Origin of the sequence: Pseudomonas sp. SbOxS1 (assembly GCF_013416725.1) — a bacterium.
Taxonomy (GTDB): domain Bacteria; phylum Pseudomonadota; class Gammaproteobacteria; order Pseudomonadales; family Pseudomonadaceae; genus Aquipseudomonas.
Window position 1 is genome coordinate 105,974 of record NZ_JAAVXC010000026.1, and the last position, 13,433, is coordinate 119,406.

Consider the following 13,433-nt stretch of genomic DNA (forward strand, 5'->3'; position numbering starts at 1 on the left):
GGCGGCCAAACAAACAAATACATCAGGCAGCCCGCAAGGCAGAGCCGCCGAAAAAAGATTGCGCATTATCCTGTGATTGGGTGCGCCTGTCACTGCGCAATGCATTGCAGGACTGTAGGAGCGAGCATGCTCGCGATGGTCGTGAACGATAAAGCGGGAAGCCTGACACCCCTTGGCGGCCTGAGGTTCTTCGCGAGCAGTCGAGCGTCGACCGGCTGCTCCCACAATCGTACAACCGAGGGTTGTCAGGCGCCGCTGGCGAGGTTCAAACTGCCGCCTTCGTCGCCGGTCGATCCTGGCGCCTCTCTATTTATAAGCAAGCGCTGCCCACACCTTGTCGAGCGCTTGCGTTTTGACCACCAATTCAGGGACCCGGACATGGAACTGGTTGTAAAAAGCGTCAACCCGCAAACGTTGAAAACCGCCACGCTGGTGGTTGCCGTCGGCGAAGGCCGCAAGCTCGGCGCCGTCGCCAAACAGCTCGACGAACTCAGCGCTGGCGCCATCAGTGCCGTACTCAAGCGCGGCGACCTGGCCGGCAAGGTTGGCCAGAGCCTGTTGCTGCACAGCCTGCCGAACCTGAAAGCCGAACGCGTATTGCTGGTCGGCGTGGGCAAGGATGAAGAACTGGGTGACCGCCCGTTCCGCAAAATCATTGCCGGCATCCTCAACACCCTCAAAGGCCTGGGTGGCAGCGACGCCGTGCTGGCCCTGGACGAAATCGTGGTCAAGGGCCGCGACAGCTATGGCAAGACCCGCCTGCTGGCCGAAACCCTGGTGGATGGCGAATACCAGTTCGACCAGTTCAAGAGCCAGAAAGCCGAGCCGCGTGCCCTGAAGAAAATCACCCTGGTGACCATCAAGGCCGCCGAGGCTGAAGTGCAACGCGCCGTGACCCACGCCACCGCCATCGCCAACGGCATGGCCTTCACCCGCAACCTGGGCAACCTGCCGCCGAACATCTGCCACCCAACCTTCCTAGGTGAACAGGCGAAAGACCTGGGCAAAGAGTTCAAGGACCTGAAAGTCGAAGTCCTCGACGAGAAAAAGATCAAGGCCCTGGGCATGGGCTCGTTTTACGCCGTCGGCCAGGGCAGCGCCCAGCCGCCACGCCTGATCGTCATGCAATACAACGGTGGCAAGAAGTCCGAGAAGCCCTACGCCCTGGTTGGCAAGGGCATCACCTTCGACACCGGCGGCATCAGCCTCAAGCCGGGTGCCGGGATGGATGAAATGAAGTACGACATGGGCGGCGCTGCCAGCGTGTTCGGCACCCTGCGTGCCGTGCTCGAACTGAAGTTGCCGATCAACCTGGTGTGCATCCTGGCTTGCGCCGAGAACATGCCAAGCGGCAATGCTTCGCGCCCGGGCGACATCGTCACCACCATGAGCGGCCAGACCGTGGAAATCCTCAACACCGACGCCGAAGGCCGTCTGGTGCTGTGCGACGCCCTGACCTACTCCGAGCGTTTCAAGCCGCAAGCGGTCATCGACATCGCGACCCTGACCGGCGCCTGCGTAGTCGCCCTGGGTTCCCACACCTCGGGCCTGCTGGGCAACAACGAGCAATTGATCGACCAACTGCTGAGCGCCGGCAAGGCTGCCGACGACCGCGCCTGGCAACTGCCGCTGTTCGATGAGTACCAGGAGCAGCTGGACAGCCCATTCGCCGACATCGCCAACATCGGCGGTCCGAAAGCCGGCACCATCACGGCGGCCTGCTTTCTGTCGCGCTTCACCAAGAACCTGAACTGGGCGCACCTGGACATCGCCGGCACCGCATGGACCAGCGGCGGCAAGGACAAGGGCGCCACTGGCCGTCCGGTTCCCCTGCTGACCCAATACCTGCTGGACCGCGCCAAAGCCTGAAACCAGTGATCCCGGGCGGCGTCACTTTCGGGTGACGCCGCACAAGGGTCAGGAACCGCAATGACCAAAGTCGACTTCTATATCCTGCCCAGCGCCGATCCTTCGGCGCGGCTGGATTTCGCCTGCAAGCTCACCGAAAAAGCCTGGCGCATGGGCCATCGCGTCTACCTGCATTGCAGCGATGCGGCCCAGCGCGATGACCTCGATGCGCGTCTCTGGGCCTTCAAGGGCGAAAGCTTCGTGCCCCACGGCCCCGCCGAAAGCGAACCGGACAGCCTGATCGTGCTGGGCCTTGGCGATGACTGCGGTCAGCATCAGGACCTGCTGGTCAATCTCGACCTGAAAGTGCCGGCCTTTGCCCAGCGTTTCGCCCGCGTGGCGGAAGTGGTGGTCGAAGATCCGGTGATACGCACGGCTGCGCGGGAGAGTTTCCGTTTCTACCGCGAACAGGGCTATCCTCTGCAAGATCACCGTTTACAGCGACTCTGAGCATTCCGATGGACACTCCAAAACCGCTGCAACAATCCGCGCACCTGCTGGACGACCTCGAGTCGATCCGCCAATTGCTCGGCGATGACAACCTGCAACCGCCCCTGCTGACCGACACCGTTGAAGAAGGCGACCAGGAACAGATTCCAATGCTGTTCGACACCGTCAGCGAACCCACGCCGACCGTCGAGCCGACACCGCCCAAGCCCGCCGCCGAACCCGCGCCGGGCAACAACCAGAACGCCGATGCGTTGCTTTACCTGGACAGCGAACTGCGCGCCGCCGCGCAATTGATCATGCAAGACGTGATCGACGACTTCGCGCCGCACATCGAAACCGAAATCAAACGCCGCCTCAGTGCGCGGATGGAACGGTTGCTGAGCCAATACAACGACTGAACCAAACACCGCCCCCCCCTGTAGGAGTGAGCCTGCTCGCGATGGCGGTGTACCAGTCACCATTCAACTCGACTGACACACCGCCATCGCGAGCAGGCTCACTCCTACAAGGTATCTGCCGCGCCGTTAATGAGGCGCGCCGTCCGCCCCCGCTCGCCCTCTGCCCCAGGCCCCGCTATACTCGTCGGCTTTTCCTGAATTAATGCCAATAGGGTCCCGCCGCGCATGGATAAGACCTACCAGCCGCACGCCATTGAAACTTCCTGGTACAACACCTGGGAGTCAGAGAATTACTTCGCCCCGCAAGGCGCGGGCGAGTCCTACACCATCATGATCCCGCCGCCGAACGTCACCGGCAGCCTGCACATGGGGCATGGCTTCAACAACGCGATCATGGACGCCCTGATCCGTTTCCGCCGCATGCAGGGTCGCAACACCCTGTGGCAACCGGGTACCGACCACGCCGGTATCGCCACGCAGATGCTGGTGGAGCGTCAACTCGAAGCCCAAGGCCAGAATCGCCACGACCTGGGCCGCGACAAGTTCCTAGAGAAAGTCTGGGAATGGAAGGATCAGTCCGGCGGCAACATCAGCCGTCAGATCCGTCGTCTCGGCTCGTCCGTGGACTGGAGCCGCGAGCGCTTCACCATGGACGACGGCCTCTCGGAAGCCGTGAAGGAAGCGTTCGTGCGCCTGCACGAAGACGGCCTGATCTACCGCGGCAAGCGTCTGGTCAACTGGGACACCAAGCTGCACACGGCGATTTCCGACCTTGAAGTGGAAAACCACGACGAGAAAGGTTTCCTGTGGAACCTGAAGTACCCGCTGGCCGATGGCGCGAAGACCGCTGAAGGCAACGCGTTCCTGATCGTCGCGACCACCCGTCCGGAAACCATGCTCGGCGACTCCGCCGTCGCGGTTAACCCGAACGATGAGCGCTACAAAGCCCTGATCGGCAAATTTGTCGAGCTGCCGCTGGTCGGCCGCCGCATCCCGATCATTGCCGACGATTACTGCGATCCTGAATTCGGCACCGGCTGCGTGAAAATCACCCCGGCCCACGATTTCAATGACTACGAAGTCGGCAAGCGCCACAACCTGCCGCTGCTGAACATCTTCGACAAGAATGCCAATGTCCTGCCTGCGGCTCAGGCGTTCAACCTCGATGGCACCTTGAACGAAACCATCGACGGCAAGATCCCGGCTGAATATGCCGGTCTGGACCGCTTCGAAGCGCGCAAGCAGATCGTTGCGGCGTTCGAGGCCGCAGGCCTGCTGGTCAGCGTCGACGATCACGCCCTGAAAGTGCCGAAAGGCGACCGTTCCGGCACCATCATCGAGCCGTGGCTGACCGACCAGTGGTACGTTTCCACCAAGCCGTTGGCCGAGCCTGCGATTGCCGCCGTCGAAGACGGTCGCATCCAGTTCGTGCCGAAACAGTACGAAAACATGTATTTCTCGTGGATGCGTGACATCCAGGACTGGTGCATCAGCCGTCAGCTGTGGTGGGGCCACCGGATTCCGGCCTGGTACGACGAGTCGGGCAAAGTCTACGTCGGCCGCGACGAAGCCGAAGTGCGCGCCAAGCACAACCTCGGCCCGGACGTCGCGCTGCAACAGGACAACGACGTACTCGACACCTGGTTCAGCTCGGGCCTGTGGACCTTCTCCACGCTCGGCTGGCCGGAAAAAACCGAGTTCCTGAAGAAATTCCACTCCACCGACGTGCTGGTCACCGGCTTCGACATCATTTTCTTCTGGGTTGCCCGGATGATCATGCTGACGATGCACCTGATCAAGAACGAGGATGGTACGCCGCAGGTGCCGTTCAAGACCGTGTACGTGCACGGCCTGGTGCGTGATGGCCAGGGCCAGAAGATGTCCAAGTCCAAGGGCAACGTCCTGGACCCGCTGGATATCATCGACGGTATCGAGCTGGAAGAGCTGGTGCAGAAACGCACCTCCGGCCTGATGCAGCCGAAACTGGCGAAGAAGATCGAGAAGCAGACCCGCGACGAGTTCGCCGAGGGCATCGCCAGCTACGGCACCGACGCCCTGCGCTTCACTTTCTGCTCGCTGGCCTCCACCGGTCGCGACATCAAGTTCGACATGGGCCGCGTCGAAGGCTATCGCAACTTCTGCAACAAGATCTGGAACGCGGCGCGCTACGTGCTGGACAAGGGCGAAGACTGTGGTCAGAACGGCGAAGCCTACGAGCTCTCGCTGGCTGATCGCTGGATCATTTCGCAGCTGCAACGCACCGAAGCCGAAGTGACCCGCCAGCTCGACCAGTTCCGTTTCGACCTGGCCGCGCAAGCCTTGTACGAGTTCATCTGGAACCAGTATTGCGACTGGTACCTGGAACTGTCCAAGCCTGTGCTGTGGGACGAAAACGCACCGGTCGAACGCCAGCGCGGCACCCGCCGCACTTTGGTACGCGTACTGGAAGTCGCCCTGCGCCTGGCGCACCCGTTCATGCCGTTCATCACCGAAGAAATCTGGCAGCGCCTCGCGCCGCTGGCGGGTATCGAAGGCAAGACGATCATGCTGCAACCTTGGCCTGTGGCCAATGAAGCACGCATCGACCAGGCCGCCGAAGACGACATCGAATGGCTCAAGGGCCTGATGCTTGGCACGCGTAACATCCGTGGTGAAATGAACATCGGCCCGGGCAAACCGCTGCCGCTGTTCCTGAAGAACGTCAGTGCAGAAGATCAGCGTCGCCTGAGCGAGAACGAAGCGCTGCTGAAGAAACTGGCGCGCCTCGAATCGATCACCGTGCTGGGCGCTGGCGAAGAAGCACCGCTGTCCGCCACCGCACTGGTCGGCGAGATGGAAGTGCTGGTGCCGATGGCCGGCCTGATCGACAAAGGCGCCGAGCTTGCGCGTCTGGACAAGGAAATCCAGCGCCTGCAAGGCGAAGTGCAGCGCGTCGGCGGCAAGCTGTCCAACGCCGGCTTCGTTGACAAGGCCCCGGCCGAAGTCATCGACAAGGAACGCGCCAAACTGGCCGAAGCCGAACAGGCTCTGGGCAAGTTGGCCGAGCAGCATGCGCGGATTGCCAGCCTGTAACGGCAAATCGCAATAAGAAAGGGAGGCCCAAGTGGCCTCCCTTTTTTATTCCAGAAACACCAACATCCATTGCAGGAGTGAGCCTGCTCGCGATAGCGGTATGCCAGTCGCGATCGTCATCGACTGATCCACCGCTATCGCGAGCAGGCTCACTCCTACAATTGGTCGGTGTTGCCCCACAGATGTGGGACAATGCCCGCCACTTTTAGCCATACCCGAATCGACACGCCCATGACTGCCCCCCGCACACCCAAACCTGCGCGTAAAAAGCCTGCAAACGCGACCCCGGCCAAAGCCGTGGAACCGCGCGAAAAGGCCAGCCTGCATCCGCGCAACCGCCATCAGGGTCGTTACGACTTCCCGGCGCTGATCAAGACCACGCCGGAACTGGCGAAGTTCGTGATCATCAACCCGTACGGCAAGGAAAGCATCGACTTCGCCAGCCCGGACGCGGTCAGGGTATTCAACCGGGCGTTGCTCAAGTCGTTCTACGGCATCGCCCACTGGGACATTCCGGCTGACTACCTGTGCCCGCCGGTTCCGGGCCGTGCGGACTATGTGCACTTCCTCGCCGACCTGCTGGCCAGCGCCAATGAAGGCGTGATTCCGCGGGGCGCCGCGGTCAAGGTGCTGGACATCGGCATGGGCGCCAACTGCGTGTATCCGCTGATCGGTCACAGCGACTACCGCTGGCAATTCCTCGGTTCAGAGATTGATTCGACTGCCATCGCTGCGGCAAAAGCCATCATTCAAGCCAATGGTCTCAACAAAGCCATCCAGATTCGCCAGCAGAACAACCCCAGGCAGATCCTGCTGGGGCTGTTGGAGAGCGCCGAGCGCTTTGACCTGACGATGTGCAACCCGCCATTCCATGCCTCCCTGGACGAAGCCACGCGCGGCAGCACACGCAAATGGCGCGCGTTGGGTAAGGCCGATCCGAAACGCAAACTGCCGGTGCTGAATTTTGGCGGCCAGGCCGCGGAATTGTGGTGTGAGGGCGGTGAAGCGCGATTCGTCACCCAACTGATCAGCGAAAGCGCGCAGGTGGGGCAACAGGTGCTGTGGTTCAGCACACTGGTATCGAAAGCTTCGAACCTGCCAGCGATCCAGACTGCGCTGAAAAAAGCCGGGGCTCTGCAAAGCCAGGTGGTGGAAATGTCCCAGGGCCAGAAACAGAGCCGCTTCGTGGCCTGGACGTTCCAGACCCCAGCGCAACAACAGGCCTGGCGTCAGGCGCGCTGGGTGAAACCTTCAGCGTAATAAACTGCGGACACAAAAAAACCGTGCCCGGATCACTCCGGCGCACGGTTTTTTTTAACAAGTCTTACTTGTTAACAGCGTCGGTCAGGCCTTTAGCCACAACCAGCTTGATCACTTTCTTGGCAGCGATTTCGATGGCAGCGCCAGTCGAAGGGTTACGGCCAGTACGGGCAGGACGCTCAGTCACTTTCAGTTTGCCGATACCTGGCAGAGTGATTTCGCCGCCGTTTTCCAGCTGATCGGCAACGATTTGGCCCAGTTGGTCCAGAGCGTTACGCGCGGTGGTTTTCGGCGCGTCGATAGCTTCAGCGATGTCGGCGATCAGTTGGTCTTTAGTAAGAGCCATGTAGTGTTCCTTCCCTATCAAATTCATATGGATTGCAGAGTGCAGTGTCAGCCATCGAGCCCGATCTTTTGGATCCGGCACCCTCGGCCAAATAACCACGGGATCGGGGTTATAGATTCCGAAATCAGGGTTTGGTTCGACCTGACAAATGCTGAATGCACGCTTAACGCAGTGACTACGCGTAAGACCGGGCAAAACTAGCACAGAGGCGGGGAAATATCCGCCTCTAGCTACCCAATTGGTCAGCTTTATTGCTCTAAACCGGGAAAAAAACGCATAAGCACCACCGGTCGCCCTGCAAATGCCGTTCGCACCGCGCCAAAACCAGTGGTTGCGGTACACTGGGCGCTTTTTCGGGGAGCTCGCCCTGCTCTCTCCAACCAGCCGAGAAGCCCATGCCGATCCGTCATTGCATCGTCCACCTGATCGACAAAAAACCCGACGGCACTCCAGCGGTTCTCCACGCTCGCGACTCTGAACTGGCCGAGTCTGCAGCCATCGAGAACATGCTTGCCGACCTCAACGAAAACTACAACGCCAAACAAGGCAAAGCCTGGGGTCTGTTTCATCCGGAGTCCGGCGCCTTTCCATTCAGCGGCTGGCTGAAGGAATACCTCGATGGCGCTCAGGACTTCACGGCTTTCAGCCGCGTGGCGGTGGAACACCTGCAGAAGCTGATGGAAGAGTCCAACCTCTCGGTCGGCGGTCACGTCCTGTTCGCCCACTATCAGCAAGGCATGACCGATTACCTGGCCATCGCCCTGCTGCACCACAGCGAAGGCGTCGCGGTGACCGAACAGCTCGACGTGACCCCGTCCCGTCACCTGGACCTGGGCCAGTTGCACCTGGCGGCGCGGATCAACGTGTCGGAGTGGCAGAACAACAAGCAATCCAAGCAGTACATTTCTTTCATCAAAGGCAAGAACGGCAAAAAAGTTTCGGAGTATTTCCGCGACTTCATCGGCTGTCAGGAAGGCGTCGACGGCCCCGGCGAAACCCGCACCCTGCTCAAGGCTTTCAGTGACTTCGTCGAAAGCGAAGACCTGCCCGAAGAGGACGCCCGCGAGAAAACCAAGACCCTGGTGGATTACGCCAGCAGCCAGGCCAAGCTCGGCGAACCGATGGGCCTGGAAGAGTTGTCTGGACTGATCGACGAAGACCGCCCGAAAGCCTTCTACGACCACATCCGCAACAAGGACTACGGACTGTCGCCGGAAATCCCGGCCGATAAACGCACCCTCAACCAGTTCCGCCGCTTCACCGGCCGCGCCGAAGGCCTGTCCATCAGCTTCGAAGCGCACCTGCTGGGCTCGAAGATCGAGTACGACGAAGACGCCGGCACCTTGATCATCAAAGGCCTGCCCACTTCGCTCACCGACCAGCTCAAGCGTCGCAACTGATGCTCGGTAGCGTATTGAAGAAGTTCTTGCTGATCCTGCTGGTGGTCGTGGTCTATCAGCACTGGGGCAAGATCGAGCGGGTGTTCAACCCGTCGCAAGTGGTGTCCGAGCAGACCCAGGCCAAGGCCAACGTCGTGCTGTACGCCACCGAGTGGTGTGGCTACTGCAAGCTGACCCGGCGCTTTCTCGATCAGAAAGGCATCCCGTACAAGGAATTCGATATCGAGAAGGATGCCGTGGCGCGCAAGGCCTATGAGGCCTTGGGCGGCGGCGGGATTCCGATCATCGATGTGAACGGGACGCTGATTCGCGGGTACGACCCGGATGCGATTCTGGCCGCACTGAAATAATCCGAAACTTGTAGGAGCGTGCGGTGCGGCGACCCGACTTGCCCGCGAAGAACGATGAAGCGGTGTAACTGTTGAACCGTGTCATCGTTCTTCGCGGGCAAGCCTCGCTCCTACAAAGACATCATTGTGCTTCTATGCGGAAACCAAACCGCGGAACGTGCACATGCACCACACCGCCGCGCTCGTCTTCCCGGCGCACGATCAATTCTTCGACACCGGCAAACAGCAACTCCCCTACTATCGGATCAATGCCATAGTCCGTGGCCGCGATCAGCACTTGCTGACCGGCCTTGAAACCGTTCGGGTCGACGAACTGCTCATCCGGCAACGCTGCTGGCGTGGCATTGCGCGCAATCTCCAACGCTTCCTCGGACGTCAGATCGCTGAAAGCACCGTGACCGAAACCCAATACCCGCGCGTGCCACGCGGCAACCGCCGGGTAAGCATCGACCAGCGGCGCAGTGACCGGTGTCGCTTTAAGGAACCACAACGGGTGAGCCATGGCGAAATCGGCAATCGACGGTTCGCCGAACAGGTAATCGCCCTCTTCACGCTGCAGTTGCTGCTCCAGGCGCGCCATGATCGTCGGCCATTGGTGCCTGGCCTGCTCGGCGGATAAACGGGTTGCACTGCCGCCACTGAACAAGGCCGCCCGGTCGGCGATAAACGCCTTGATCGCCTCGGGGGGCAAATTGGCAAAACGCACCGCTATCGATTCCGGCTGGAACACCAGGCTGACCGCATGCTGGAACACGATCGAATCGGCCCAGGCCGCGAAGGTCGCGGCGACCATTTCCTGGCCTTCCGGAAAGAACGCCGGCAGGGCTTTTTCCTGTTCCAGACGGCGGGCAATCAAGGCCGTGTCGCAATAGATATCCGCACCGATCTGCAGCACCGGCGTCTTGCGATAACCGCCAGTCAACGCCGTCAAATCGGGCTTTGGCATCACCGGCGAGATTTTCACCGAACGCCAGGACAACCCTTTGAAACCCAGGAGCAAACGGGCTTTTTCGGCGAAAGGGGACGTCGGGTAATGATGCAGGATCAACTCGGACATGCTCGGCTCCGCCGCACGAATAGGAAACCCAGCTTAGCGCGCAATCGGCACGCGGCCTACAGGTCTGCCTGATGGGAACTGATCAGTCAGATTGATAAGCCGGCGGCGGCACTGGCCACCAGGCATTCCTTGGCGCTTTTCCTGAGTTTCTTGATCAGCCGTTCCTGGCGCAGCGCTTCGCTTTTATCGCGGCAGAGTTCGGTGTAGACCAGCGCCACGGCCGGGCTGGAAAGAAAGAACCGCGCGCCCTTGCCACTTTGATGGGTGGCAAAGCGACGCACAGGATCATCGCTGATTCCGCAGTAGAGCGAACCATTGGCCGCGCGAACCAGATAGACGAACCACGGCTTGGTCACCTGTGACTCGGCGTCGGCAGGTTTTTCGTTGAGGGTGCTCACGTAACGATCAAGACTTGAAAGGAAACAAGCGGCGATCTTATCAGCGACTGGCCTGGAACGCCTTCAGGCCCTTCAACGCTTGAGCGCGAACAGCGTTCTTCACCAGTGGCGTCCAGCCCAGCAACAGGCCTTTGAAACCCAGTGCCTGACGTGACCAGGCCCATAGGTCGAAACTGTCGTGATGCTCGCAGATCTTGCCGTCACGGAAGACAAAACGCGCCTGGATATCGTTGACCACGGTGTTGCCCGTCTGGCTGAACAAATACGTCGCCACCCAATGGGCGCCGCCGGTGCGTTCATCGCTGCGCACATTGTCGAATGTCAGGGAAAAATCCTTGGCCCGGGTAGTGAGCATGCGCCACATGTCGCCAGCCGCTTGGCCACGCAATTCACCGAACGCCGGATCACTGAACACCACGTCATCGGTATAGCAGGCGCTCATGGCCTCGGCATCCAGCCGCTGGAAGGCTTGGTAGAACTGGGTAATCAATGCGTTATGGGCATCACTCATGGGCAGGCTCCGTACGGTTGATGGATTGCCTGCACAATAGTCTCCAAAGACGCCGAACACTATCGGCATTCGCAGGGCGAATACCGACAGTGCGCAGGCGTCAGACCTTTTCGCTTTCGACTTGTACGTAGAGTGCCCGCCCCGCACCGAGCCCGGCGATGATCGCACCCAAGCCGATCACCCCGAAGATCCAGCCCACGGCGCTCCAGCCGCCGGTCCAGTCGTGCACGATGCCGACCGCGAACGGCCCCATCGAGGCCAGCGTGTAGCCGAAACCCTGGGCCATGCTCGACAGGTTCGCCGCCACGTGGGAATCGCGCGAGCGCAATACGATCAGGGTCAATGCCAGGCTGAAGGTAGCGCCCTGCCCCAGCCCCAGCACGATCGCCCAACCCCACAATCCTTCGATCGGGGCGTACAGGCAACCGAACAAGCCACCCAGGGTCAGCGCCATGACGATCACGATCGCCAGGCGCTGGTCCTTGCCGCGCGTCGCCAGCCAGGGTGCGGCGAGGGAGCTGATCAATTGAACGATCACCGAGCCCGACAACACCAGGCCGGCCTGGGTTGCGCTCAGGCCACGACCGATCAGGATCGACGGCAACCAGCCAAACACGATGTAGGCCAGGGACGATTGCAGCCCCATGTACAAGGTGACTTGCCAGGCCAACGGGTCGCGCAGCAGCCCCCGCACGCGGTAGGCAACGTTATGCGCGCCATGTTTTTGCCCGGTTTGCGGCAGCCAGAACATCGCCGCGATCAAGGCTGGAATCATCCAGAACCCGAGGCCCAAGCTCCAGCGGTTGTCGAAGTGTTCGCTCAGCGGCACCGTGGCACCCGCCGCCATGGCCGCGCCCAGGCACAGGGCCATGGTGTAGACACCGGTCATGGTCCCGGCCTGTTTGGCGAAGTCGCGCTTGACGATGCCCGGCAGCAACACGCCGATCACGCCGATGCTGGCACCTGCCAGCACACTGCCGGCAAACAGGCCGATTTCGCCGAAGGAACTGCGCAGGATGATCCCGCCGGCCAGTGTCAGGAGAATGCCCAACACCACGCGTTCGGCGCCGAAACGACGCGCCAGCACCGGTGCCAGCGGGGCGAACAGGCCCAGGCACAACACTGGCAACGTGGTCAGCAACCCGGCCTGTGACGCCGACAACCCGAGGTTTTTCGACACCTCGCTCAGCATCGGCGCCATGCTCGACAGTGCCGGGCGCAGGTTCAGTGCCACCAGGATCAGGCCCAGCAGCAACAACCACGGGCGCCGCAGGATCGGCTGGGTTTGCTGGACCTGTTCGTCATCGGCCTCGGCGTCGATCAGCAGCTCCTCCAGCTCTGCCGTGCGCTTGGGTGAGGTCAGATCGGTGTGCTGGCTGGACATGGTGTTCTCGGTTTCAAGGTTCATTGATCAACTGCCTCGACAGGGCTTTGGCCCGCTCCGGGTCGCGTTGCTCCACGGCATCGAGCAGCTCGACGTGCAGGTCGAAGACCTCCTGGCGTCGGGGGGTGATGTTCAGGCAGTGGCGCAATTGCTCGCCGACAACACTGGAGAAATAGCGATACAGCTCACTGAGGGTCGAGTTGTGCGCGGCGTCCACCAGGCGGCGGTGGAACACCAGATCACAGGCGATATAAGTGTCGAGATCGCCGTGATAGTGGCTGCCGCTGACGCCCAGCGCCTCACGCAAGGCCACCAGGTCTTCATCGGTGCGACGCATGGCGGCCAGGCCGATGGCCTCGACTTCAAGGATGTGCCGGGTCTCGCGGGCCTGCTCGAGTGAGCAGCGGGACAACGCCTTGAGGGTGTCCAGCGGATCGACCACCGCGCGCAGGTAGCTGCCGTCGCCCTGGCGGATTTCGATCAACCCGGAAAACGCCAACACGCGCATGGCTTCGCGCACCGTGTTGCGGCTGATGCCCAACTCCGCGGACAGCTCAGGCTCGGTGGGCAAGCGCTGGCCGACCGCCCAGGCGCCCTGGTTGATGCGCAGGCGCAACTGCTCCAGGGCTTGATCGACCAGGGAGCGCTTGATTAACGGAGAAGTGTCTGACATGGGATTCGTCCTTTCATCCAATCATAGGATGAATTTTCTGACATGTTAGTCAGCTTCACCCCAAAGGACAACCTCCCCGTAACCTGTAGGAGCGAGCCTGCTCGCGATGGACGTTAACGATGGCGCGGGTAGCCTGACACCCCGCGGAGTTCTCAAGTTCATCGCGAGCAGGCTCGCTCCTACAATGTTCAGGCGAAAAAAAAAGGCCCTTCACGGTTTGCCGTGA

The 13,433-nt window shown here is 61.0% G+C and carries 13 protein-coding genes; 7 read left to right on the top strand and 6 right to left on the bottom strand.

Going from position 1 to position 13,433, the window contains the following annotated elements:
- Window positions 1-378: 378 nt before the first annotated feature.
- The 5 genes from HFK74_RS21455 to rlmF all read left to right on the top strand — a co-directional run bounded on the left by HFK74_RS21455 (window position 379) and on the right by rlmF (window position 7,088).
- Complete coding sequence (locus tag HFK74_RS21455) at window positions 379-1,869, top strand: leucyl aminopeptidase (RefSeq protein ID WP_180205241.1); 1,491 nt, start codon at window positions 379-381, stop codon at window positions 1,867-1,869.
- A 60-nt stretch (window positions 1,870-1,929) separates the two neighbouring features.
- Window positions 1,930-2,358 carry a DNA polymerase III subunit chi gene (locus HFK74_RS21460; RefSeq protein ID WP_180205242.1) on the top strand — a complete coding sequence of 143 codons (429 nt, stop codon included), beginning with the start codon at window positions 1,930-1,932 and terminating at the stop codon, window positions 2,356-2,358.
- 8 nt (window positions 2,359-2,366) lie between these two features.
- Window positions 2,367-2,756, top strand: a complete 390-nt coding sequence (locus tag HFK74_RS21465; protein ID WP_180205243.1) for a DNA polymerase III subunit chi — start codon at window positions 2,367-2,369, stop codon at window positions 2,754-2,756.
- Between the two features lie 225 nt (window positions 2,757-2,981).
- Window positions 2,982-5,828 carry a valine--tRNA ligase gene (locus tag HFK74_RS21470; protein WP_180205244.1) on the top strand — a complete coding sequence of 949 codons (2,847 nt, stop codon included), beginning with the start codon at window positions 2,982-2,984 and terminating at the stop codon, window positions 5,826-5,828.
- A gap of 231 nt (window positions 5,829-6,059) precedes the next feature.
- On the top strand, window positions 6,060-7,088 hold the full coding sequence (rlmF, locus tag HFK74_RS21475; RefSeq protein WP_180205245.1) for a 23S rRNA (adenine(1618)-N(6))-methyltransferase RlmF: 1,029 nt from the start codon (window positions 6,060-6,062) through the stop codon (window positions 7,086-7,088).
- A gap of 64 nt (window positions 7,089-7,152) precedes the next feature.
- On the opposite strand, the gene HFK74_RS21480 is transcribed toward rlmF, so the two are convergent.
- Window positions 7,153-7,434 (bottom strand): HU family DNA-binding protein, encoded by a 282-nt coding sequence (locus HFK74_RS21480; RefSeq protein ID WP_007905514.1) that lies wholly within the window; start codon window positions 7,432-7,434, stop codon window positions 7,153-7,155.
- A gap of 395 nt (window positions 7,435-7,829) precedes the next feature.
- On the opposite strand from HFK74_RS21480, the gene yejK reads away from it, so the two are divergent.
- Window positions 7,830-8,834 carry a nucleoid-associated protein YejK gene (gene yejK, locus HFK74_RS21485; RefSeq protein WP_008056614.1) on the top strand — a complete coding sequence of 335 codons (1,005 nt, stop codon included), beginning with the start codon at window positions 7,830-7,832 and terminating at the stop codon, window positions 8,832-8,834.
- Window positions 8,834-9,184: a glutaredoxin family protein gene (locus HFK74_RS21490; RefSeq protein WP_180205246.1), complete on the top strand. Its 351-nt coding sequence runs from the start codon at window positions 8,834-8,836 to the stop codon at window positions 9,182-9,184. The genes yejK and HFK74_RS21490 overlap by 1 nt, the downstream gene beginning before the upstream one ends.
- Window positions 9,185-9,305: 121 nt before the next feature.
- Here the strand turns inward: HFK74_RS21490 and HFK74_RS21495 are convergent, their stop codons facing one another.
- The 5 genes from HFK74_RS21495 to HFK74_RS21515 all read right to left on the bottom strand — a co-directional run bounded on the left by HFK74_RS21495 (window position 9,306) and on the right by HFK74_RS21515 (window position 13,207).
- Entirely contained in the window at window positions 9,306-10,241 is a 936-nt protein-coding gene (locus HFK74_RS21495; protein ID WP_180205247.1) for a glutathione S-transferase family protein, read from the bottom strand.
- Between the two features lie 86 nt (window positions 10,242-10,327).
- Window positions 10,328-10,639 (bottom strand): GIY-YIG nuclease family protein, encoded by a 312-nt coding sequence (locus HFK74_RS21500; protein ID WP_008056617.1) that lies wholly within the window; start codon window positions 10,637-10,639, stop codon window positions 10,328-10,330.
- A 40-nt stretch (window positions 10,640-10,679) separates the two neighbouring features.
- The gene (locus HFK74_RS21505) at window positions 10,680-11,150 is read right to left on the bottom strand and encodes a nuclear transport factor 2 family protein (RefSeq protein ID WP_180205248.1); all 471 of its coding nucleotides are present in this window, start codon (window positions 11,148-11,150) and stop codon (window positions 10,680-10,682) included.
- Between the two features lie 100 nt (window positions 11,151-11,250).
- Complete coding sequence (locus HFK74_RS21510) at window positions 11,251-12,558, bottom strand: CynX/NimT family MFS transporter (protein ID WP_180205249.1); 1,308 nt, start codon at window positions 12,556-12,558, stop codon at window positions 11,251-11,253.
- The gene (locus HFK74_RS21515; protein ID WP_008056620.1) at window positions 12,548-13,207 is read right to left on the bottom strand and encodes a FadR/GntR family transcriptional regulator; all 660 of its coding nucleotides are present in this window, start codon (window positions 13,205-13,207) and stop codon (window positions 12,548-12,550) included. The genes HFK74_RS21510 and HFK74_RS21515 overlap by 11 nt, the downstream gene beginning before the upstream one ends.
- Between the last annotated feature and the right edge of the window lie 226 nt (window positions 13,208-13,433).

Coding starts and splice junctions, on each gene's coding strand:
- HFK74_RS21455 (WP_180205241.1), top strand. CDS start 379: ATGGAACTGGTTGTAAAAAGCGTCAACCCGCAAACGTTGAAAACCGCC.
- HFK74_RS21460 (WP_180205242.1), top strand. CDS start 1,930: ATGACCAAAGTCGACTTCTATATCCTGCCCAGCGCCGATCCTTCGGCG.
- HFK74_RS21465 (WP_180205243.1), top strand. CDS start 2,367: ATGGACACTCCAAAACCGCTGCAACAATCCGCGCACCTGCTGGACGAC.
- HFK74_RS21470 (WP_180205244.1), top strand. CDS start 2,982: ATGGATAAGACCTACCAGCCGCACGCCATTGAAACTTCCTGGTACAAC.
- rlmF (WP_180205245.1), top strand. CDS start 6,060: ATGACTGCCCCCCGCACACCCAAACCTGCGCGTAAAAAGCCTGCAAAC.
- HFK74_RS21480 (WP_007905514.1), bottom strand. CDS start 7,434: ATGGCTCTTACTAAAGACCAACTGATCGCCGACATCGCTGAAGCTATC.
- yejK (WP_008056614.1), top strand. CDS start 7,830: ATGCCGATCCGTCATTGCATCGTCCACCTGATCGACAAAAAACCCGAC.
- HFK74_RS21490 (WP_180205246.1), top strand. CDS start 8,834: ATGCTCGGTAGCGTATTGAAGAAGTTCTTGCTGATCCTGCTGGTGGTC.
- HFK74_RS21495 (WP_180205247.1), bottom strand. CDS start 10,241: ATGTCCGAGTTGATCCTGCATCATTACCCGACGTCCCCTTTCGCCGAA.
- HFK74_RS21505 (WP_180205248.1), bottom strand. CDS start 11,150: ATGAGTGATGCCCATAACGCATTGATTACCCAGTTCTACCAAGCCTTC.
- HFK74_RS21510 (WP_180205249.1), bottom strand. CDS start 12,558: ATGAACCTTGAAACCGAGAACACCATGTCCAGCCAGCACACCGATCTG.
- HFK74_RS21515 (WP_008056620.1), bottom strand. CDS start 13,207: ATGTCAGACACTTCTCCGTTAATCAAGCGCTCCCTGGTCGATCAAGCC.